The sequence below is a fragment of the Streptomyces akebiae genome, from assembly GCF_019599145.1.
Taxonomy (GTDB): Bacteria; Actinomycetota; Actinomycetes; order Streptomycetales; family Streptomycetaceae; genus Streptomyces; species Streptomyces akebiae.
Genome location: NZ_CP080647.1, coordinates 4,530,187 through 4,551,758, shown reverse-complemented (window position 1 = coordinate 4,551,758; position 21,572 = coordinate 4,530,187). Strand labels below are relative to the sequence as shown.

Genomic DNA, 21,572 nt, shown 5'->3' with positions numbered 1-21,572 from the left:
GGATAAGGGACTGAAACGGAGCGAGGAGCGCACGTGGGCCTTGTCGTGCAGAAGTACGGAGGCTCCTCCGTAGCCGATGCCGAGGGCATCAAGCGCGTCGCCAAGCGGATCGTGGAAGCGAAGAAGAACGGCCACCAGGTGGTCGTCGTCGTTTCCGCGATGGGCGACACGACGGACGAGCTGATCGATCTCGCCGAGCAGGTGTCACCGATGCCTGCCGGGCGTGAGTTCGACATGCTGCTGACCGCCGGAGAGCGTATCTCCATGGCGCTGCTGGCCATGGCGATCAAAAACCTGGGCCACGAGGCCCAGTCGTTCACCGGCAGCCAGGCAGGCGTCATCACCGACTCCGTCCACAACAAAGCCCGGATCATCGACGTCACGCCGGGGCGCATCCGGACCGCGCTGGACGAGGGCAACATCGCCATCGTCGCCGGGTTCCAGGGTGTCAGCGCGGACAAGAAGGACATCACCACCCTCGGCCGCGGCGGGTCGGACACGACCGCCGTCGCGCTGGCCGCCGCGCTGGAGGCCGAGGTCTGTGAGATCTACACCGACGTCGACGGCGTCTTCACCGCCGACCCGCGGGTCGTGAAGAAGGCCCGGAAGATCGACTGGATCTCCTCCGAGGACATGCTCGAACTGGCGTCGTCCGGTTCGAAGGTGCTGCTGCACCGCTGTGTCGAGTACGCCCGCCGCTACAACATCCCGATCCACGTCCGCTCGTCCTTCTCCGGACTGCCGGGCACCTGGGTCAGCAACGAGAAGCCAGAGTCGCAAGGGGACCACAAGGTGGAGCACGCCATCATCTCCGGAGTCGCCCACGACGTCTCCGAGGCCAAGGTCACGGTCGTCGGCGTCCCGGACAAGCCGGGCGAGGCCGCCGCGATCTTCCGCGCCATCGCGGACGCCGAGGTCAACATCGACATGGTGGTGCAGAACGTCTCCGCCGTGACGACCGGGCTGACGGACATCTCCTTCACCCTCCCCAAGACCGAGGGCCGCAAGGCCATCGACGCGCTGGAGAAGAACAAGGCCGGCATCGGCTTCGACTCGCTGCGCTACGACGACCAGATCGGCAAGATCTCCCTGGTCGGCGCGGGGATGAAGACCAACCCGGGTGTCACCGCGTCCTTCTTCGAGGCGCTGTCCAACGCGGGGGTGAACATCGAGCTGATCTCGACCTCCGAGATCCGTATCTCGGTGGTCACACGCGCCGACGACGTGCCGGAGGCCGTGCGCGCCGTGCACTCCGCCTTCGGGCTCGACTCCGACAGCGACGAGGCCGTGGTCTACGGAGGCACCGGACGATGACGGTCCGTTCCTCCCGCGCGGACGACGGCGGCATCGGTCACGGCGTCGACCGCTGATGGCCGTGGATGCCGGGCGAACCGGCAGGCCGACGCTCGCGGTCGTGGGCGCGACCGGGGCCGTCGGCACCGTCATGCTCCAGATCCTGTCCCACCGCGCGGACATCTGGGGCGAGATCCGTCTGATCGCCTCCCCGCGCTCGGCCGGCCGCAAGCTGGCCGTGCGCGGGGAGCAGGTCGAGGTGACGGCACTGGCCGAGGGCGCCGAGGAGGCCTTCGACGGGGTCGACATCGCCCTGTTCGACGTACCGGACGAGATCGCGGAGCACTGGGCGCCGATCGCGGCGGCCAAGGGCGCGGTCGTGGTCGACAACTCGGGCGCCTTCCGGATGGACCCGGAGGTGCCCCTCGTCGTCCCCGAGGTCAATGCCCACGCCGCCCGGAACCGGCCGCGCGGGATCATCGCCAACCCCAACTGCACGACCCTCTCCATGATCGTGGCGCTCGGCGCGCTGCACGCCGAGTTCGGGCTGCGCGCCCTGGTGGCCTCCTCGTACCAGGCGGTCAGCGGCGCGGGGCGGGCCGGCGTGGACACCCTGCGCCAGCAGATCGCCCTGGTCGCCGGTACGGAACTGGGGACCACCCCCGGTGACGTGCGGCGGGCCGTGGGCGACAACACCGGGCCGTTCCCGGAACCGGTGGCGCTCAACGTGGTGCCGTGGGCCGGGGACCTCCGCGCGGACGGTTGGTCCTCGGAGGAGATGAAGGTGCGGGACGAGTCCCGCAAGATCCTCGGGCTGCCGAAGCTGCCGGTGGCCGTGACCTGCGTACGGGTGCCGGTGGTCACCGCGCACTCCCTCACCCTGCACGCCCGCTTCGAGGGCGAGGTCACCGTCGCCAAGGCGCGGGAGATCCTCGCCACCGCCCCCGGGGTCGTCCTCTTCGACGATCCGGGCGCGGGGGAGTTCCCGACGCCGGCCGACGTGGTCGGCACCGACCCCACCTGGGTGGGGCGCCTGCGCCGGGCCCTCGACGATCCGACGGCCCTGGAACTCTTCGTCTGCGGCGACAACCTGCGCAAGGGCTCCGCCCTGAACGCCGTCCAGGTGGCGGAGTTGGTGGTCAGGGGGGCCTAAGGCGCCTGGGGCCTGGGGTGGCTGGGGTAGCTGGGGTGCCTGATGCGCCTGAGATGCCTTATGCGCCTGGGGTGCCCGGGGCGCCTGGTCGCTCGGGGGGTGACGGTTCTCGGGCGACCGCCGGGCGTTCGTGGTTGCTCGCGCGGCTCCCCTCGCCCCTGAAAGACCAGGCCCGCGGGCTCGCACGGCGTGGGGCGGGGCCCCTGCTCTTCCGGGGCGCGGGGAGCCGAGCGAGGAGCCCCCAGCGATCCGGTCCCGCCGACGAGCCCGCACCCGCCGCCCTACAGGCCTCCCGGACCGCGGCGTCGGCCCCTGTCGGTGGTGGCGTGTAAGTTCTTCGAGTCGGCGGTGCCACGGGCGGAGGATTTCCGGCCGGACCGTCGCCGGATTTCCGGGTTGATTCAGGCCTCCCGGTGATCGAGGATTTTCCTCCCCGTCCGCCGCAACCGCGCGGCGGACGGGGAGCGTCTTTACTGGGCGCCCTTCGGCGGGGCTGGGCGCCAACACTTGGGGCATAGGGGAAGAGCTGGTACGCATGAGGGCGTTCGACGCGCTGTCCGGTGTTCGGTGGGTCGTACCGATGGCTGCGCGCTGCGTGCCGGGGGACAGGACCGCCGTACCGAACAGCGCACATGCCGTACGGACACATGTGCGGTCTGACGCAAAAGTGATGCCTGTTCCGTACAACCCCGACGGGGGGATGCGGGTCCAACAGGCGTGGCAGAGGTTCTCGATTTCACCGCGGTACAGACGAGGGGCACCGCCCTTCGTCCACCCCGCCGTCCCCGCGTGCCCGGTTCGGCCGGCGGCATGCCGGTGATCGCGCCGATGCCCGCGGCGCGGCCGACCCGCATACCCAGCCAGCGCGACGGCGCGGACGACACGTCGACGGTGCCGGCCTCCGGTACGACGGTCGACCACCTGACCGAGACCTACCGCGCGCACTACCGGTCGCTGCTGGGCCTCGCGGCGCTCCTCCTCGACGACACCGCCTCCTGCGAGGACGTCGTCCAGGAGGCGTTCATCCGCGTGCACTCGGCGCGCAAGCGAGTTCGCGACCCGGAGAAGACGCTCGCCTATCTGCGCCAGACGGTCGTGAACCTCTCGCGCTCCGCCCTGCGCCGCCGCATCCTCGGCCTGAAGCTGCTGTCGAAGCCGATGCCCGACATGGCGAGCGCGGAGGAGGGCGCCTACGACCAGCTGGAGCGTGACTCCCTCATCAAGGCGATGAAGGGGCTCCAGCGGCGGCAGCGCGAGGTCCTCGTGCTGCGCTACTTCGCCGACATGACCGAGGCCCAGGTCGCTGAGACGCTCGGCATATCGCTGGGTTCGGTGAAGGCGTACGGCTCGCGGGGCATCGCGGCACTGCGCGTCGCCATGGAGGCGCCCGCATGAGCACGCACGGCAAGCACGACGGTCCCGACAGGCACGACGGTCCCGACAGGCACGACGGTCCCGACAGGCACGACGGTCCCGACAGGCACGACGGTCGGGACGAGCTCGGTGCCCGGAGGCGCGCCTCCTGGGGGCGCCGGGACGAGGACGAACGCGCGGAGCAGCGCGGGAACGAACGCGCGGAGCAGCGCGGGCGGAACGAGCGCGTCGGGGGGCGCGGGCTCGAGGAGCACGAAGAAACGCAATCGCACGCTGGGAACGGAACTGTGAATCACGGCCCCGAAGAACAAGGCCCCCACCCCGAGGGCCAGGATCTCGAAGGCCACGCTCCGCACGACTCGCGTGAGGACGACTCGCGGTCCGCCGGCCTGAATTCGGCCGACCCGGGTACGGACGACGCGGCCGCGGACGACGCGGGCACGAGTTCCTCGGCACCGAACGGCTCGGCACTGAAGGGCTCGGCACTGAAGGGCTCCGCGGCCGCCGGCTCCGGGCTGAACGGCTCCGGGTTGAACGGCTCCGGGGCGAAGGGCATCGGCGGGTTCGAGCCCGACGAGCTGGTGCTGCGCAATCTGCTGCACCAGGCGGTGTCGGAGATCGAGCCCAGGGACGGCACCCTGGAGCACCTGCGGCGAGCGGTACCGGCGCGGCGGACCCGCAAGCGCCAGGCCGTCGTCGGCATGGCCGCCGCCGCGCTCTTCATCGGCACGGCGATCCCGGCCCTCGTGCACGTCTCCAACTCCACCGGCTCCGACGTCAACCCCTCCATCATGGGCAACGGCTCGCACAAGCCGGAGACCGAGGGCCAGTCCAAGGGCCAGACCGGCGGGAACGGTTCGCCGGGGGGCTCCTCCGGCGGGTCCAAGGGGTCCGACAAGAACAAGGACAAGCACAAGGGCGACACGGGCAAGGGCCAGAGCACCGGCTCCACGGGCGGCACCCAGGCGACCCCGACGGCCGCTCCCTCCACGTTGTGCACGGCGGATCAGCTCGGCGGTGGCGGGAGCGTGGGCGCACCGGACTCCGGCGGAGCCGTCTACGGCTCGTTCCGCGTCTCCAACATCTCCGGCACGAGCTGTACGGTCACCGGCGCGGGAGCGGTGAGTGCCACCCCGCAGGGTGCCGCGGACGGGTCGAAGATCACCGTGGCGACCCATGTCGCCGGTGACGCGGCGGCCGGACTGCCCGACCCGGCGCTGTCCCTGACACAGCTGGTGCTGGCGCCCGGAGCGGCCTACGAGGTGCGGTTCGCCTGGGTGCCGTCCGAGCCCTGCCAGACCACCGGCGGGACGACCGGCGGCGGCACCGGCGGTACGGATCCGTCAGCGGACCCGACACCCACGGGGGAGGCGACCCCCGGCACCACCACCGACGGCTCCAACTCCGTCTCCACCCAGCTCGTCACCGAGGACGGCGTCGTCGACGGCAGTGTCCTCGTCTCCCACACCGCCGAGGGCGGCGTCGCCGGCTTCTCGACAGCCATCACCAACGCCTGCGCGGGCGTGGTCTACCGGACGGGCCTGCTGGCGGCCACCTGACGGGAGCCGCGGTCAGCGGTTCCCCCGCGGTCGCGCGAGTGCCGCCGTCCCACGTCCTGCCGCGAGTCCCGCCGGTCCTCCGTCCTACGGGGTCGGCTTGCGTCCTCCGTCCTACGGGGCCGGCTCGGCTTCGCGGGAGCGGCTCTCGGTGGCGCGGTCGCCGCCGTCGGGCTCGTCGCCGCCCCGTGCCGCAGTGCCGGAGCCGTCTCGGTCCGGTTCGACGGTGTCGGGCAGCAGCCCCAGTTCCGCGTCGCGGATGAACTCGACCTCGCGGCGGAGCAGGCGGAACCACATGAAGACGACGAAGCCGGCGAAGACGAACCACTCGCCGGTGTAGCCGAGGTTCTGGAAGGCCTTGAGGTCGAGCCCGGTGTTCTGCGGCGCGGTCGCGGGGACGGCCTTCATGCCCGAGTCGCCCTTGTCCAGGGTGATCCAGGCGTCGTACAGGTCGTCCGGCACGAGGTTCACCAGCGTCGCCGCGCTGATCGCCGAGGTCTGCCCGGCCGGCAGCCCGCCCTGGACGGGCACGCCGTTCGACCCCGGAGTCTCGGATGCCTGCAGCGAGCCGGTGACGGTGACCTCGCCGGAGGGAGCCGCCGGGGCGCGGTCGGCGTCCGCGGTGCCGGGCAGCCAGCCCCGTACGACCGGCAGGGCCTTGCCCTCGTCGGTGCGCAGCAGCGTCAGCACGTAGAAGCCGGTCCTGCCGTCCACCTCACGGTCGGGCACGAGGAGTTGCTCGCCGTACCGCCCGCTCACGGTGGCCAGTTCGCCCGAGGTCTCCTTGTCCACCGGCAGCAGCCGGTCCAGTGGGCGCGCCGGGGCCCGGTCCGCCGGGTCGATCCGCTCGGTCGCCGCGCGATGGTCCTGCATCCGGTCCTCGAACCGGCTCAGCTGCCACGAACCCATGAACACGCAGAACGGGATGGCGAGCAGCACGAAGACGTTGATCCCCCACCATCGGGGCGTCAGCAGGAACCGGTACACGCCTTCCACCGTACGGTGCCCGCGCGGGGTCCCCGGCTCCGGGGTCGCCCCCTCAGTACCGCTCGACGAGGTGCTCACGCCCGGCAGGCGGCTCGTACGGCTCGGGCCAGAAGTCCGTGATCGCGACTATCCGGCCGTCCTCGTCCCCCGTGAAGAAGGTGATCGCGTACATCTCCTCCGACCCGACCGTGACATGCGTCCGGCTCACCGCCTGCTCCCGCTGTCCCGGCTCGGCGACGATCCGCTCCACCCGGGCGTGCCAGTCGCCCGGGTACTCCCGGTTGAACTCCACATACCGCTCCCGGCCGCGGATCCGCTCCCTCGTCTGCGGCAGTTCGTACACGACGTCCTCGGCCAGCGTCTCGGCGAACGCCGTCCAGTCCCGCTCCTCGGCGGTGGCCCAGAAACGCTCGACGGTGCTGCGGAGATCGGTGTCGCGGAGATCAGCGCTGCGGAGATCAGCGCTGCGGAGATCGGTGCCGCGGAGATCGGTCGTGGGAGTCGTGCTCGGTTCTGTCCCTGGTGTCGTCGAGGTCATGCGGCGAGTCTGCACCCGGCCACTGACAATCGGCCCGGCCGCCGGCCCGCGACGGCCGAAGTTATCCACAGGCTGGGGACCTCGTCGGCACTTTGTCGTGCGGGCCGGGCAATATGGGGCCATGACTGAGAGCAACGGGTCCACCCCGCAGCAGCAGAGCGGGTTTATGCCCGACTGGGAGAAGAGGTTCCGGGCACCGAGGGTGTCCCTGCCGGACTGGGCGGAGGACGCGCCGCACCGCTCGCTGTTCGTCTCCAACGCCACGGGCACGTACGAGCTGTACGCGTGGGACCGCGCCACCGGCGAGCAGCGCCAGGTCACGAACCGGGCCAACGGCACCACGGACGGTGTGCTCTCGCCGGACGGCGAGTGGATCTGGTGGTTCGACGACAAGGACGGGGACGAGTTCGGCGTCTGGCGGCGCCAGCCCTTCCACGGCGGCCCGGACGAGGAGGGCGCCCCGGGCCTGGAACCGTCCTACCCGGCGGGCCTGGCCCTCGGCCGTGACGGCCGTACGGCGGTCGTCGGCCGCTCCACCGACGAGGACGGCTCCACGATCCATGTGTCCCGGCAGGGCGAGGCCCCCGTCGAGATCTACCGCCACCGTGAGTCGGCCGGAGTCGGCGACCTCTCCCACGACGGCTCGCTGATCGCGATCGAGCACACCGAGCACGGCGACGCGATGCACGCGGCCGTGCGCGTGGTCCGGCCGGACGGCACGACGGTCGCCGAGCTCGACGACACCAAGGGCGGCACGGTCGAGCTGGGCCTGGACGTGTTGGGTTTCGCACCTGTCGACGGCGACACCCGGCTGCTCATCGGCCACCAGCGGGGCGGACGTTGGGAGCCGCTCCTCTGGGACGCCGTCTCCGGCGAGGAGACCGACCTCGGACTGGCCGACCGGCTGGAGGGCGACCTGAGCGCCGAGTGGTATCCGGACGGCTCCGCGCTGCTGGTCGCCCACAGCTTCGAGGCCCGCAGCGGGCTGTACCGCTACGACCTGGCGACCCGCGCCCTGGACCGCGTGGAGACCCCGAGGGGCACCGTGTCGGGAGCCACGACCCGCCCCGACGGCAGCGTCGAGTACCTGTGGTCCTCGGCCGCGGAACCGCCGGTCGTGCGCTCCACGACGGGCGAGGTCGTGCTGGACCCGCCGGGCATGAAATCGCCCGGCTCGGTGGCGGTGGAGGACGTCTGGGTGGACAGCCCCGGCGGCCGTGTGCACGCCCTCGTCCAGCGCCCGGCGGGCGTGTCCGGCCCGTACCCCACGGTCTTCGACATCCACGGCGGCCCGACCTGGCACGACAGCGACTCCTTCGCCGCCGGGCCGGCCGCCTGGCTGGACCACGGGTACGCCGTGATCCGCGTCAACTACCGCGGCTCCACCGGTTACGGCCGTGCCTGGACCGACGCCCTCAAGCACCGGGTCGGTCTGATCGAGCTGGAGGACATCGCGGCGGTCCGGGAGTGGGCGGTGGGTTCCGGCTTCGCGGATCCCGACCGCCTCATCCTCACGGGCGGCTCCTGGGGCGGCTACCTCACCCTCCTCGGTCTCGGCGTCGAGCCGGACGTCTGGGCGCTCGGCATCGCCGCCGTTCCCGTCGCGGACTACGTCACCGCGTACCACGACGAGATGGAGGCGCTGAAGGCCATGGACCGCACGCTCCTCGGCGGCACGCCGGAGGAGGTCCCCGAGCGCTTCGAGGCCTCGTCGCCCCTGACCTACGTCGACGCGGTGAAAGCCCCTGTCTACATCTCCGCCGGCGTCAACGACCCCCGCTGCCCCATCCACCAGATCGACAACTACGTCGACCGTCTGGCCGGCCGGGGCGCCGTCCACGAGGTGTACCGCTACGACGCCGGTCACGGCTCCCTGGTCGTCGACGAACGCATCAAACAACTCCGCCTGGAACTCGACTTCGCGGAACGCCATCTGAGGGAGCGCGCCCAGCGGTCGTCACCCGCGTAGTCCCTGGAGATCGGCGGTCGGGGGGAGCACTCCGCGGGGCGCCGCGACCTCGGCTACGTCCCCCTCTGCCACTCGTGGCAGACGGCCGTGACCGCCGGGCCGGGCGTGGAAAGCCACCCGTGAACGGCACGCGGGGGCCGTCCATGCCCGGCAGCCGGCAGCCGGCAGTCGGCAGCCGGCAGCAGGCAGCCGGCTGCCGACCGTCGGCAGCCGACCGCCGGCAGCCGACCGCCGACCGCCGACCGCCGGCAGCCGACCGCCGACCGCCGGTCTCGGACGCCTCAGGCCGCCACCAGCGCGCCCTCCTCCTCCCGCGCCCCCTCCGCCGCCGCCAGCAAGCGCACGAGTGTGGTCCGTGCCCGTGCCACCCGCGACCGCACCGTCCCGACGGGGCATCCGGTCAGTTCCGCCGCGTCCTCGTAGGAGAGGCCCAGCATCTGCGTGAGGACGAACGCCTCGCGCCGTTCCTCGGGCAGCGCGCCCAGCAGATCGGCCAGCGCGATGCCGTCGTCGAAGCCGGGCAGTCCGCGCGGCTGGGCGTGCTCGACGGCCAGCCGCCAGTCCGGTACGTCGGACAGCCGGGGCCGGGCCGCCGCGTACCGGAAACTGTCGGTCACCGCTCGGCGGGCGATGGACAGCAGCCACGTACGGGCGGAGCAGCGGCCCTCGAACCGGTGCAGGCTGCCGAGCGCCCGCAGGAACGTGTCCTGCGCGAGGTCGTCCACCGCCTGCGGGTCCGCGCAGAGGTGGGCGACGAACCGCTGGACGTCGTGGTGGAGTGCGCCGACGAACCGTTCGACGGCCTCCGGGTCCCCACCGCGCGCGGCGAGCGCCCAGGCGGTTATGGACTCGTCGGTCGTGGACCGGGAGGCTCGCGGGATCGACGCGGGCGGGGGAGTAAGGGTGATCACCTGATGTCCTTCTCGGGTCGTCCGGGACCGGGGCCATCCGCCGACACGGGCACGTGAGAGCCACATGGCCGCACAGCCACGCTCCGCACGGCCGCCCTGCCTACGGCCGCCCTGCTTGGAGGCGCCCGGAGGGCGGGGGCGGGCAGGCAGGAGGGCAGGTGCGTGCGTGCGGACGTGCGTGGCGCGTGGGAACGCGTCCGGTGGTCCGGTGGTCCGGTGGTCCGGTGGTCCGGTTGGGAGGGAAGCCGGCCGTACGGCACGCGGTGTGGGCGGCGTACGGCCGAAGCCCGGGGAGCGAGCCGTGGTGGCTGCCCCGGGTCACCGGCTGTCGTCAGCTGACAGCGGTCCCGGCGGGCGGACCCCGAGAGGTGATCGCATGGACGAGAAGGAGCCGACGCGGTGAGCGGTCCGTACGGCCGCGCCGTACCCGGGGGCGCGGCCGCTCCGCCGCGACCGGCAGCGCGAGCGACAGCCGCAGCGGTGCGGCCAGCCAGCCGGCCACCGCCCGCAGCAGTGTGAAGGCGGCGCGCTCGCCGTGCGCCAGCCACAGACCGCACAGCAGCGCGGCCAGCAGATGCGCGGCGAACATGCCGGACGAGGACGCGTACGCGCCGTCCAGGAGGTAACCGGTGGGGTCCACATGGTCCATGTGACCGGTCGGGCCCATGTGGACGGTGTGATTCATGTGGGCGGAGCCCATGTCCATGGCGCCGTTCGCAGTGCTGTTCGCAGCGCCGTTCGCAGCCCCGTCCATGGCGCCCGCGCCCGCGGAGCCCGACGGCTGTGCCAGCTCGAAGCCCCCGTGGAGGGCCGTCTGCGCGGCGACCACCACGGAAGTGATCAGCGGGAGGCCGCGCTCACGTCCGGCCAGGCACCAGCCGGCCGCACCGGTCGCGGCGGCCCCGACCGCCAGGGCCCACCAGGGGACATGACCACCGGACATCATCACGTGGCCCAGGGCGGCGAGCAGCACACAGACGGCCGCGAACATCGCGGCGCGTGTCGTGCGCGTACCCCACCCTGCGGTCATGGCGCCCCATCCTCGCATTCGGACACCGCCGTCACCCCGTCCCTCTTGAGTACGGATTTCCACCCGCCGTCGCACTCACACCGGCAACTGTGATCCGGATCACTGAGGAACCGGCCGCCCGTATGCGGCAGTCTTCTGCCTCGTGGGGAGCCCTTCGCAGCACAACAGCCGTACCGGTCCGGGCCGACAGTCTGGTCCGGCGGACCCGGGCGCGCACATGGTCGTCTGCGGGGACGACGGACTGGCGCACCGGCTCGCCGCCGAACTGCGGACCGTGTACCGGGAGCAGGTGACCCTCGTCGTGCCGCCCACCGCGCGGATCGCGCGGCGGCCGGTCGTCGGACGCGCCCGCACCGCCGCCGCGCTCCTCGACCGGGTGACGGCGGTCGTCAACAGGGCGGCGGGCAACGGCGATCCGACCACCGGTGACCGGAGCGCCGGGACCGGAGAGGGGACCGGCCGCGCGGCCGGCGAGCGAGGCGACCGGAGGGAACGGGGCGACCGGGGCGAGGGCAGGAACAGCCCCCGGGACGGCGGTGAGCGGGTCCTGGAGGCGGGGGAGGCCACCGAGGCGGTGCTCGCCGAGGCCGGGGTCGAGCGGGCCGCCGCGCTGGCCCTGGTGTACGACGACGACGAGACCAACATCCGTGCGGCCCTCACCGCCCGCCGCCTCAACCCGCGTCTGCGGCTCGTCCTGCGGCTCTACAACCGTCGGTTGGGCCAGCACATCGAGGAACTGCTCGACCAGGCATCGGCGTTGGCGACCGGCGGCACCGCCGACGGAGTCGACGGTTTCGGCGCCTCGACGACGGTCCTGTCCGACGCCGACACGGCCGCGCCCGCACTGGCCGCGACCGCCGTGGCCGGAACCAGCAAGGTCGTCCAGACGGACGGACTGATGCTCAGGGCCGTGGAACGCCCGCCGGGCCGGGCGAGCCAGGGGGCGGGCGGCCAGAGCCCGGGAGGTCAGGGGCCGGGAGGCCTCTGCACCCTCGCGCTGCTGTCGGCCACCACCAACGACCCCGCCGGAACCGAGGGTTCCGAGGGCAGCGGGGAACGCGGTCCCCAACTCCTGCCCGACGAAAGGGCGGTGGCGGCGGCCACCGGGCGCGGCACCGTCGTCCTCGACACCGTGCGCTACACGGGAACCGCGCTGCCGCCCGGCCGGTCCGGCGGCGGTCCGCTCGGGGCCTTCGGCTCGCTGCTCTCGCGGCGGCTGCGGTGGTCCCTCGCGGGGATGATCGGGTGCGTGTTCGCCCTCGCCGTCGCGCAGATGGTGATCACCGGGGAGCATCCGCTCCAGGCGACGTACGCGACCCTCCTCGACCTCTTCGGAATCGCCGACCCCGCGACCGACCAGAGCGACTCCCGGCAGATCCTCCAACTTCTCTCCGGCCTCATGGGTTTACTCCTCCTGCCCGTGCTCCTGGCCGCCGTCCTGGAGGCGCTCGGCACGTTCCGCAGCGGGACCGCCCTGCGCAAGCCGCCGCGCGGTCTGTCCGGACACGTCGTCCTCCTCGGCCTCGGCAAGATCGGCACCCGCGTGCTCGCCCGCCTGCGGGACCTCCACATCCCGGTCGTCTGTGTCGAGGAGGACCCCGAGGCGCGCGGCCTCGCCGAGGCCCGTCGGCTGCGGGTGCCGGTCATCCTGGGCGACGTGACCCAGGAGGGCGTCCTGGAGGCCGCCAAGATCCACCGCGCCCACGCCCTGCTCGCCGTCACCAGTTCCGACACGACGAACCTCGAAGCCGGCCTGTACGCCCGTTCGTTACGCCCCGACCTGCGCGTCGTCCTGCGCCTCTACGACGACGACTTCGCCACCGCCGTCTACCGCACCCTCCGCGCCGCCCACCCGGGCGCCCTGACGCGCAGCCGCAGCGTCACCCACCTCGCCGCGCCCGCGTTCGCCGGCGCGATGATGGGGCGCCAGATCCTGGGCGCGATCCCCGTCGAGCGCCGGGTGCTCCTCTTCGCCGCCGTCGAAGTCCGCGGTCACCGGCGCCTGGAGGGCCGGACCGTCGCCGAGGCGTTCCAGGCGGGGGCGTGGCGAGTGCTGGCCCTCGACACGGCGGCGTCCGGGGAGCCGGGTCCGGAGCGGCCCGCCGGGCCGCCGCCGGGTTCGGGGCTGATCTGGGACCTGCCGCCCACGTACGTCCTCCGGGCCGAGGACCGTGTGGTGCTGGCGGCGACGAGACGGGGGCTGGCGGAGCTGCTGGGGAGGCGGGCGGGGGCGGGAGCGTAGCTGAGGGTCCAGTCTCTGAGGGTTCAGCCCCTGCGGGCCCAGTCCCTGAGGGCCCAGTCCCTGAGGGCCCAGTCCCTGCGGGCCGGGAAGACCACGGTCGCGCGTCCCTGGGAAGCGCGGGGCGCGGCCCCTGCTTCCCAGGGGCGCGGGGAACCGCGCGAGATCCCACTCATCCCCCACTCACCCGCAACTCACCCCCCACTCACCCGCAGACGACCCCGTGCACATCCCACGCCGGGAACGGATCGTCGAGGGCCACCTCACGCAGAACCTCGTCCTCCGTCACCAGACATCCGGCCAGAGCCGCCCGCAGCGCGTCTTCCCGCAACCCCGTCCCGATGAACACCAACTCCTGTGCGAACGGGGCCTCTTCGTCCTGCGCGGCGGTCGGTTCGAAGCGCGCCACCGACCCGGCCTGGGACCACAGCCCGATGACCCCCGGCCTCCCGGCGAGCGTGAAGAACCCCTTGGACCGCAACACCTGCCCGAAGGCACCACTGTCGAGGCCCTCGGTCACGAAGTCCCACAACCGCCCGGGATGGAAGGGCCGTTCGGAGCGGAACACGGTCGACGAGATGCCGTACTCCTCGGTCTCCGGCACGTGCTCCCCGTTCAGCTCCCGCACCCACCCCGGTGCCTGCTGGGCCCGTTCGAGATCGAACGCCTCCGTGCCGAGCACGTCCTCGACCCGGACCCGCCCATGGCTGACCGGCACGATCCGCGCCGCGGGATTGAGCCGTGCCAGGGTCGCCGCGAGCCGTTCGGCGGTCGCCGTGTCCACGAGGTCGAGCTTGTTCAGCACGATCACGTCGGCGAACTCCACCTGGTCCATCAGCAGATCGCTCACGGTGCGCTCGTCGTCCTCGTACTGGTCGAGCCCTCGCGCGACCAGCTCGTCCCCGCCCGCGAGCTCCGGCAGGAAGTTCACCGCGTCGACGACCGTCACCATGGTGTCGAGGCGGGCGAGATCGCCGAGCGTGGCCCCGTCGTCGCGCGCGAAGGCGAAGGTCGCGGCGACGGGCATCGGCTCCGAGATCCCGGAGCTCTCGATCAGCAGGTAGTCGAAACGCCCCTCCCGCGCGAGGCGGTCGACCTCCTCCAGCAGATCGTCGCGCAGGGTGCAGCAGATGCACCCGTTGGTCATCTCGACGAGCCGCTCCTCGGTGCGGGACAGCGCCGCCTCGCCCCCGCGCACGAGCGCGGCGTCGATGTTGACCTCGCTCATGTCGTTGACGATGACCGCGACGCGGAGCCCCTCGCGGTTGCCGAGCACATGGTTGAGCAGGGTGGTCTTGCCCGCGCCGAGGAACCCGGACAGGACGGTGACGGGCAGCCGTCGGTTCGTCATGGTCGCGCTCCCTGTCCCCCTCCTCAGCCCTCGGGGTGGATCAGCCCGCGCTCGTACGCCTTCAGCAGCCGCTGCGGTACGAGGTGCGTGGTGCCGTCGACCGTGAACGGCACCAGCTGGGGCGTGCTCGCCTTCCACTGGGCGCGACGGTGCCGGGTGTTGCTGCGGGACATCTTCCGCTTGGGTACGGCCATGGGGTCCTCCTCCACAGGGTGATGGACCGGAACGCTACATGAAAATGGATCCCATTACTAAAAAAGGGTTCCGGGGGCCGTGAGCAACCCCGGGCCGGGCGCCGTATGGGAGGAAAGGGTCGAACAGGCCCGCTCAGCGCAGCCGTTCCCTACGGAGGTACCGTCCCCCGTGGCCACAACCAAGGAAGAAGTCCCCCGCCGAGGTCGGCATCTCGACCCACCCCTCCTGCTCACCATGCTGCTGGTCCTCGCGGTGGTGGCGCAGGGCCCGCTGCGGGGCCTGCTGTCCGCGCCCGTGACCCAGAGCTGGATGACCGTGTTCGTCGCGGTGGTCGTGCAGGCCCTGCCGTTCCTGGTCATCGGGGTGCTGTTGTCGGCGGCGATCGCGGTGTTCGTGCCCGCGTCGTTCTTCGTCCGCGCGCTGCCGAAGCGGCCCGCCCTCGCGGTACCGGCGGCGGGCGTGGCCGGTGTGGTGCTGCCGGGCTGCGAGTGCGCCTCGGTGCCGGTCGCGGGCGCCCTCGTACGCCGGGGTGTGACGCCCGCGGCGGCGCTCGCCTTCCTTCTCTCCGCCCCCGCGATCAACCCGATCGTGCTGACCGCGACCGCCGTGGCCTTCCCGGGGAACCCCGAGATGGTGCTGGCCAGGTTGGTGGCGAGCCTGCTGGTGGCCTGCGCGATGGGCTGGCTGTGGCAAGGGCTCGGCCGCGGCGAGTGGATGCGCCCTCCGGAGCGGCCGTCCTACGAGGGCCGGGGCAGGGGCGCGGCCTTCTGGGGCTCGGTGCGACACGACGTGATGCACGCGGGCGGATTCCTGGTCGTCGGCGCGATGGCGGCGGCCACGCTCAAGGCCGTCGTCCCGGCGAGCTGGCTGAACGCCGCCGCGGACAACCCGGCGATCGCGATCCTCGCCCTCGCCGTCCTGGCCGTACTGCTGTCGATCTGCTCGGAGGCGGACGCGTTCGTCGCGGCCTCCCTGACCCAGTTCTCCCTGACCTCCCGGCTGGCCTTCCTGGTCGTCGGCCCGATGATCGACCTGAAACTCTTCGCCATGCAGACCGCCACCTTCGGCCGTGCCTTCGCGCTCCGCTTCGCCCCCGTCACCTTCGCCCTCGCGATCCTCGTGTCGGCCCTCGTCGGGGCGGTGCTGCTGTGAACCGTCAGGCACAGACCGTCGTCCTCTTCCTCACCGGCGGAGCCCTGCTCCACGCCGGCTTCACCGACCTCTACCTCCGCTACGTCAAGGCCGGCCTGCGCCCCCTCCTCATCGGCGCGGGCATCGTCCTCATAGCCACCGCCGTGGCCACGCTCCGGTACGAACGCCGGGCGCGACACCAGGACGACGAACGATCCACGCAGAACGACGAACGGTCCACGCAGGACGACCCGGATGCCGCCCACGGCGAGGCGCACGCCGCCCCTGACGAGCCGCACGCCCACCGCGAACCCCGGGTCTCCTGGCTTCTCGTCCTCCCGCTGCTCGCCCTCGTCCTGGTGGCCCCGCCGGCCGCCGGTTCCTACACCGCGATGCGCACCGGCACGGCCCTCCAGGAGCAGCCCTGGGGCTATCCCGCCCTCCCCGCCGACGGCACCCTCCGCCTGAGCGTCGCCGACTACGCGGGCCGCGCGGTCTACGACGAGGGGCGCGCTCTCGCGGGCCGGCCGCTGAAGGTCACGGGCTTCCTCGCCTTCGACGACTCCGGCACGCCGTATCTGGTCCGCATGGCCCTCAACTGCTGTGCCGCGGACGCCCAGCCCGTCAAGATCGCCCTCACCGGCGACCTCCCCGCCGTGCTCCAGCCGGACACCTGGATCGAGGTCACCGGCACCTACACGCCGAAGCGGACCGAGGATCCCCTCAACGGCACCGCCGTCCCCTACCTCCGGGTCACCACGACCAAGCCGGCGAAGGCACCGCGGGACCCGTACGACGAGGCCTGGAACGGCTGAGGCGTGTGTGTGGGGGAGCGGGGGGAGGCCCGGAGGGCATGAAAGGGCCCGGTCGCTGGCGACGGGGGATGCACCAGCGACCGGGCTATGGCCAAGGCTAACAAGGCTGTTCGCGGGACGGGAGCCGACTGGTCGATAGCGTTGACAAGTTGTGATCGGGATCACGCGAACCCGCGGCCCCGTCCGGCCCGCCCCCGACCCCGCCCGACAGGCCGGACGGGACCGGTGAGAAGACGTGAACGCGCTGATCAGAGGCTTGTCAGGCGTCCTCGCACGGTGGCTCGTAGGACAGCCGTGGCAGGTACTCGTCCCACTTCTCCCGCGTGAGCACCCCGCGCGTCGACGAGCAGATGTGCCGTACGGCGTCGTCGACGTCGAGATTCCACAGCCGTACGGTGTCGGCGCCGCTGGAGACCCCGAGCATGTCGCTGTCCGGGCTGAAGGACAGGAACTGGCCCGTCTTGGCGTTGGGGCTCATCGCCCGGCCGATGGGAGAGGCGTCGGCGGGGCGGGAGACGTCCCAGAGGTGGACGGTGCTGTCGTTGCCGCCGCTGGCGAGGGTCCGGCCGTCCGGGCTGAAGGTCAGCGAGACGACCGTCTCGGTGTGGCCGACGAGCGGGGAGCCCAGGCGCGTCGCCTCGCGGGGGTCGGAGACGTCCCAGAGCCGGACCATGTCGTCGCCACCGCCACTGGCCAGGGTCCTGCCGTCCGGACTGTAGACGAGGTCGCTGACCGCGCCGCGGTGGGCGGTGAGGGGCCCGTCGACGTGCCGGGACCGGGCCGGGTCCGCCACGTCCCACAGCCGGATGGTGCCGTCCGCGCTGCCGCTGGCGAGCGTACGGCCGTCCGGGCTGAAGACGAGGGCGAGGATGTAGCCCTTGTGTCCGGTGAGGGGCTTGCCGAGCGGGACGACATGCGACGGGTCGCTGACGTCCCACAACCGCACGTCGTGGTCGCCGTAGGAGGTGGCCAGGACCCGCCCGTCCGGGCTGTAGGCCTGCGCGTCCGTGTACCGGATCCGCAGCGCGAGCGGCGATCCGCGCAGGACGGGGCGTGCCGGGTCGCTGACGTCCCACAGATACAGCGCCCGGTTTCCGGCCACGATCGAGAGGGTGCGCCCGTCGGGGGAGAACGACAGCGAGCGATTGCCGCTGTCCTTGAGCGTGAACGCCTTCCCCAGCAGCACGGGCCGGCCGGGCTCCGCCACGTTCCACAGCCGGATCCGCCCGTCGCGCCCGGCGGTGGCCAGCACCCGCCCGTCCGGCCGGAACACCCCGTTCCGGCCGGCCATGTCCGAGGTCGGCAACGACCACAGCCGGACCTTGCTGTCACCGCTGCCGGTGGCGAGGGTCCGGCCGTCCGGGCTGAACCCCAGGGCGAACATCTCCCCGCTCGCCCCGGCCAGGGGCTCACCGACCTGCGACGGATACGCCGGGTCCTCGACGTTCCACAGACTCGCCGTGCTGTCCGCGCTGGCGGCGGCGAGCGTCCGGCCGTCCGGGCTGAAGGCCACGGACCAGATGGGGCCGGTGTGCCCGGTGAGCGGCGCCCCGAGCGCACTCGCCCGGCGGGAATCGGCCACGTCCCAGAGCCGGACGGTGTTGTCCGAACTGCCGCTGGCCAGCGTCCGCCCGTCGGGACCGAAGGCCAGCGAGTGCACCACACTCGTATGGCCCTTGAGCACGGTGCCCAGCGCGCGCGGCGCACGCGGGTCGGCCACGTCCCACAGCCGGATCGTGTTGTCGTCGCCCCCGGTCGCCAGCGTCTTCCCGTCCGGACCGAACGCGACGGCGCGTACGGGAGCGCTGTGCCCGGTGAGTGGCGCGCCGAGCTCCCTGGCGTGCGCCGGGTCGCTCACGTCCCACAGCCGTACGGTGCGGTCCTCGCCCACGGACGCCAGCGTCTTCCCGTCCGGGCTGAAGGCGATCAGGAAGATCGTGCCGTCGTGCCCGGTCAGCGGTGCGCCCAGCGCGCGCGGCGCACGCGGGTCCCGCACGTCCCACATACGGATCGTGCCGTCGTCGCCGGCGCTGGCGAGCGTACGGCCGTCCGGTGCGAAGACCGCGCTGCTCACCCAACTGGTGTGCCCGGTGAGGGGCTTGCCCAGGGCCGTGGGCCGGGACGGGTCCGCCACGTTCCACAGCCGTACGGATCGGTCGTAGCTGGCGGTGGCCAGGTACTTCCCGTCGGGGCTGAAGGAGGTGAGGTAGACGGCACCGCCGTGGCCGAGGAGAGGGGTGGCCAGGGGCGCGTTGACGATCGAGACGAGCCGGTTGTCGGTGCCCTCGTCGTCCGGCCGGAGATCGTGCGCCACCAGGTCGAGCTGGGCCGACAGCGACGGATCCGAGTACTGGACCCGATCGGCCTGGGCGACCACCTGCTCGAACACCGCGTCGTTGCGCTGCTGCCAGGCCACCACCGCCGAGCCGACGGCCACCAGGGCGAACGCCACCAGCGCCGCCACGGCACTCCGCCGGATCCGGACGGTACGCCGGTGCAGCCGGACCGACGCTGCCAGGAACTCCACCGCGCTCCGGGTCAGGAAGGCGCCCCCGGTGTCCCCGACGTCTCCGGGGTCCTTGGTGCCCCCGCTGCCCCCGCTGCCCCCGGCTTCCCTGGTGGACTTCGCCCAGGTGTGCGCCTGTTCGAGCCGCGAACCCCGGTAGAGCAGCGAGGAATCGCGGTCGGAGTCCTCCCAGGCGCGGCCGTCCTCCTCCAGCCGCTGCCGCAGCAGATGGTCGTTGCGGCCCTCGTCGATCCAACTCCGCAGGCGCGGCCAGGCGTGCAGCAGCGCCTCGTGGGTGATCTCCACGGTCTCCGCGTCCAGCGTCAGCAGCCGGGCGCGGGCCATCGCCTCCAGCGACTCCTCGGTCTTCTCCGGGTCCGCCGAGCCGTCCGCGAGCTGCCGCCTGGTGCCCCGGCGCCGGGTGGCCTGGGTGTCCTCTCCCAGCCGGACCAGCCGCAGCAACAGCAGCCGTGCCGCCGAACGGGCCGCCGGGTCCAGCCCCGACCAGGCCCGCTCGGCGGTGGCCGCCACCGCGCCCTGGATACCGCCGGCTGCCCGATAGCCGGCCAGCGTCAGCCGGCCCGCCTTCCGCCGCTGCCATGTCACGAGCAGGGCGTGCGACAGCAACGGCAGCACGCCCGCGTCGTGCGCCCCGCGCGGCCCGTCCGCGCTCACCTCCCGCACGATCAGCTCCGCCAGCCCCGGTTCCAGCTCCAGCCCCACGGCCTTGGCCGGTCCGGTCACCGCCTCCCGCAGCTCCGCCGTGGTCAACGGCCCCAGCACCATGTGCCGGTGCTGCAGAGCGTCCGCCAGCTCCGGATAGCCGAGGCACTGCTCGTAGAAGTCGGCCCGCACGCCCAGCACCACGACCAGGGGCGCCGCCCCGCCCTCCTCTCCGGGCGTGCACGCCGCACTGAGCAACTGCACGAACGTCCGCCGCTCCGCCTCGTCGGAGGAGAGCGTGAAGGTCTCTTCGAACTGGTCGACGATCAGGACGGGGCGGAGGGGGGTTGGGGTGGGGATGGGGATGGGGGTGCCCCTGGTCTCGCTGCCGCTGCCGCTGCCGCTGCCTCGGGCGCCGCCGTCCCGGGCTTCGCCGCTGCCGCCGCTCTCCTGGCTGCCGCCCCTCGCCTCGCCGCCCCTCCCGTCGCCGCCATGGTGCTCGGTCCCGCGTCGGCGTGCCCACGTCGCGACGGCCTCTCGTACCGCCTCGGCGAACATCGGCGTACCGGGCTCGTAGGCGGCGGACACGACCTGCCCCAGCTCCGGTATGTGACGGGTCAGCTCGCCGACCGGATCGGCACCCGGCACGAGCTGGAGCACCTCGCCGACCCTCCGCCCACCGGCGGTGCCCGCGCTCCCGAGCCCTGCGCCTACCTGGCCGGCGTCACCGTCGTCCAGGGCACCGCCGCGCACGGCGGGCACGAGCCCTGCATTGAGCAGTGAGGACTTTCCGGCGCCCGAGGCACCCACGAGCATGACCAGGCCGCCGGTGCGCCCCGCCGCGCGCAACTGCTCGACGAGCGCATCGGTGCTCCGCTCCCGCCCGAAGAACCAGCGTGCGTCCTGCTGCCGGTACGAGGCCAGTCCCCGGTAGGGGCAGACACCACCAGGAAGGGACGAGCCCTCGCCGGCAGGCTGCTCGTCCATGCCGGCGCCGGACGCGGCGGTCGCGGTGCCGGACGCGGAGTCCGCCGGGCGCTCCCCGACGGGATCGGCCAGGGCCCGCTCCCAGAGCCGCTGCCACTGGGCCATGTCGTACAGCCCCTTGGACACCGGAACGGGCCGCGCACGCCGGGCCTCGGGGATCAGCACCTGCAGTACGGAGGCGAGGGCGGCGAACTGCGCGGGGACGTTCCGGGCCCGTCGCCAGTCACTGATTCGCTGGGCCGAGACCCGTACGGGGCGCCCGCGCTCATCGACCCGCTGGAGCCGGACGACCGACTCGGAGACGCTCTTGAGGGGAGGATTGCCCGCTTCCTTGTACAACAGCGCGAGACGTTCCGCGAAGGCCGTGCGTGCCTCTGAGTCGTGACTCAAGGCATCTACCCCTTAACTTCCCCCACTACGTGGACATCCGGACCGGAAAACTCACCTTGCTGGTCTGACCTGCGGAAACGCCGTCACCGGACACCAGGGCCTTTCTCTCCCGCCAGCCCCGAATGGCAGGATCGGGCCCGAGCCGCCCACGCCGGTGCACTGCCCGCAGGGGCCACCGGCGTAGCGCCCGCACATCCGATCCATCATGCCGCACGCTTCCGGCCACCCTCAGCGACGCCCCCAGCCACAACCTCCTCGATCCGCGTCCCCAAGCGCGGATCGACACCCCCGCACCGTTCGGCACCGGTCCCCACGTGGGGAGGGACCGGTGCCGAACGAAGCGGCCCCAGGGCGCCGTCGCGGAACCGGGCACATCGAACGGGAAGCGAAGACAGGCTCCAGGGTGGCCGGGCCCACCCCCGCGGAACCCGGCCACCCGGCTGGGAGGTCTCTCATGGCCCGTGCCGAAGACAGCTGATCGGAG

At 72.6% G+C, this 21,572-nt stretch carries 15 protein-coding genes; 8 read left to right on the top strand and 7 right to left on the bottom strand.

Going from position 1 to position 21,572, the window contains the following annotated elements:
• The first annotated feature begins 33 nt into the window (after positions 1-33).
• The 4 genes from K1J60_RS19510 to K1J60_RS19495 all read left to right on the top strand — a co-directional run bounded on the left by K1J60_RS19510 (position 34) and on the right by K1J60_RS19495 (position 5,379).
• Positions 34-1,314 carry an aspartate kinase gene (locus K1J60_RS19510; protein WP_220647318.1) on the top strand — a complete coding sequence of 427 codons (1,281 nt, stop codon included), beginning with the start codon at positions 34-36 and terminating at the stop codon, positions 1,312-1,314.
• 55 nt (positions 1,315-1,369) lie between these two features.
• The gene (locus K1J60_RS19505) at positions 1,370-2,446 is read left to right on the top strand and encodes an aspartate-semialdehyde dehydrogenase (RefSeq protein ID WP_220647317.1); all 1,077 of its coding nucleotides are present in this window, start codon (positions 1,370-1,372) and stop codon (positions 2,444-2,446) included.
• Positions 2,447-3,163: 717 nt separating this feature from the next.
• Positions 3,164-3,841, top strand: a complete 678-nt coding sequence (locus tag K1J60_RS19500; RefSeq protein ID WP_220647316.1) for a SigE family RNA polymerase sigma factor — start codon at positions 3,164-3,166, stop codon at positions 3,839-3,841.
• 266 nt (positions 3,842-4,107) lie between these two features.
• On the top strand, positions 4,108-5,379 hold the full coding sequence (locus tag K1J60_RS19495; RefSeq protein ID WP_259407798.1) for a hypothetical protein: 1,272 nt from the start codon (positions 4,108-4,110) through the stop codon (positions 5,377-5,379).
• 111 nt (positions 5,380-5,490) lie between these two features.
• Here the strand turns inward: K1J60_RS19495 and K1J60_RS19490 are convergent, their stop codons facing one another.
• Together K1J60_RS19490 and K1J60_RS19485 are read right to left on the bottom strand one after the other, a co-directional pair.
• A complete protein-coding gene (locus K1J60_RS19490) occupies positions 5,491-6,363 on the bottom strand; it encodes an SURF1 family protein (protein WP_220647315.1) in 873 nt (290 codons plus the stop codon).
• 52 nt (positions 6,364-6,415) lie between these two features.
• The gene (locus K1J60_RS19485; RefSeq protein ID WP_220647314.1) at positions 6,416-6,901 is read right to left on the bottom strand and encodes a nuclear transport factor 2 family protein; all 486 of its coding nucleotides are present in this window, start codon (positions 6,899-6,901) and stop codon (positions 6,416-6,418) included.
• Between the two features lie 121 nt (positions 6,902-7,022).
• Between K1J60_RS19485 and K1J60_RS19480 the strand changes: the two genes are divergently transcribed.
• Positions 7,023-8,870: a S9 family peptidase gene (locus tag K1J60_RS19480; RefSeq protein ID WP_220647313.1), complete on the top strand. Its 1,848-nt coding sequence runs from the start codon at positions 7,023-7,025 to the stop codon at positions 8,868-8,870.
• Positions 8,871-9,151: 281 nt separating this feature from the next.
• Here the strand turns inward: K1J60_RS19480 and K1J60_RS19475 are convergent, their stop codons facing one another.
• Positions 9,152-9,781 carry a sigma-70 family RNA polymerase sigma factor gene (locus tag K1J60_RS19475; RefSeq protein ID WP_220647312.1) on the bottom strand — a complete coding sequence of 210 codons (630 nt, stop codon included), beginning with the start codon at positions 9,779-9,781 and terminating at the stop codon, positions 9,152-9,154.
• A gap of 331 nt (positions 9,782-10,112) precedes the next feature.
• Positions 10,113-10,811 carry a hypothetical protein gene (locus K1J60_RS19470; protein WP_220647311.1) on the bottom strand — a complete coding sequence of 233 codons (699 nt, stop codon included), beginning with the start codon at positions 10,809-10,811 and terminating at the stop codon, positions 10,113-10,115.
• A gap of 217 nt (positions 10,812-11,028) precedes the next feature.
• On the opposite strand from K1J60_RS19470, the gene K1J60_RS19465 reads away from it, so the two are divergent.
• Positions 11,029-13,053, top strand: coding sequence for an NAD(P)-binding protein (locus K1J60_RS19465; RefSeq protein ID WP_220651554.1), 2,025 nt, complete (start codon positions 11,029-11,031; stop codon positions 13,051-13,053).
• Between the two features lie 202 nt (positions 13,054-13,255).
• Here K1J60_RS19465 and K1J60_RS19460 read toward each other — a convergent pair whose 3' ends face one another.
• Both K1J60_RS19460 and rpmF read right to left on the bottom strand, forming a co-directional pair.
• The gene (locus K1J60_RS19460; RefSeq protein WP_220647310.1) at positions 13,256-14,401 is read right to left on the bottom strand and encodes a GTP-binding protein; all 1,146 of its coding nucleotides are present in this window, start codon (positions 14,399-14,401) and stop codon (positions 13,256-13,258) included.
• Positions 14,402-14,424: 23 nt separating this feature from the next.
• On the bottom strand, positions 14,425-14,595 hold the full coding sequence (rpmF, locus tag K1J60_RS19455) for a 50S ribosomal protein L32 (RefSeq protein WP_033524576.1): 171 nt from the start codon (positions 14,593-14,595) through the stop codon (positions 14,425-14,427).
• 169 nt (positions 14,596-14,764) lie between these two features.
• Between rpmF and K1J60_RS19450 the strand changes: the two genes are divergently transcribed.
• Together K1J60_RS19450 and K1J60_RS19445 are read left to right on the top strand one after the other, a co-directional pair.
• Complete coding sequence (locus K1J60_RS19450; RefSeq protein ID WP_220647309.1) at positions 14,765-15,748, top strand: permease; 984 nt, start codon at positions 14,765-14,767, stop codon at positions 15,746-15,748.
• Positions 15,745-16,542: a TIGR03943 family putative permease subunit gene (locus tag K1J60_RS19445; RefSeq protein ID WP_220647308.1), complete on the top strand. Its 798-nt coding sequence runs from the start codon at positions 15,745-15,747 to the stop codon at positions 16,540-16,542. Before K1J60_RS19450 ends, K1J60_RS19445 begins: the two co-directional genes overlap by 4 nt.
• Positions 16,543-16,801: 259 nt before the next feature.
• On the opposite strand, the gene K1J60_RS19440 is transcribed toward K1J60_RS19445, so the two are convergent.
• Entirely contained in the window at positions 16,802-21,088 is a 4,287-nt protein-coding gene (locus tag K1J60_RS19440) for a WD40 repeat domain-containing protein (RefSeq protein WP_259407797.1), read from the bottom strand.
• Positions 21,089-21,572 lie beyond the last annotated feature (484 nt).

Excerpts from the sequence above, each read along its gene's own strand:
- K1J60_RS19505 (WP_220647317.1), top strand. The coding sequence starts at position 1,370 with ATGGCCGTGGATGCCGGGCGAACCGGCAGGCCGACGCTCGCGGTCGTG.
- K1J60_RS19485 (WP_220647314.1), bottom strand. The coding sequence starts at position 6,901 with ATGACCTCGACGACACCAGGGACAGAACCGAGCACGACTCCCACGACC.
- K1J60_RS19480 (WP_220647313.1), top strand. The coding sequence starts at position 7,023 with ATGACTGAGAGCAACGGGTCCACCCCGCAGCAGCAGAGCGGGTTTATG.
- K1J60_RS19470 (WP_220647311.1), bottom strand. The coding sequence starts at position 10,811 with ATGACCGCAGGGTGGGGTACGCGCACGACACGCGCCGCGATGTTCGCG.
- K1J60_RS19465 (WP_220651554.1), top strand. The coding sequence starts at position 11,029 with ATGGTCGTCTGCGGGGACGACGGACTGGCGCACCGGCTCGCCGCCGAA.
- K1J60_RS19460 (WP_220647310.1), bottom strand. The coding sequence starts at position 14,401 with ATGACGAACCGACGGCTGCCCGTCACCGTCCTGTCCGGGTTCCTCGGC.
- rpmF (WP_033524576.1), bottom strand. The coding sequence starts at position 14,595 with ATGGCCGTACCCAAGCGGAAGATGTCCCGCAGCAACACCCGGCACCGT.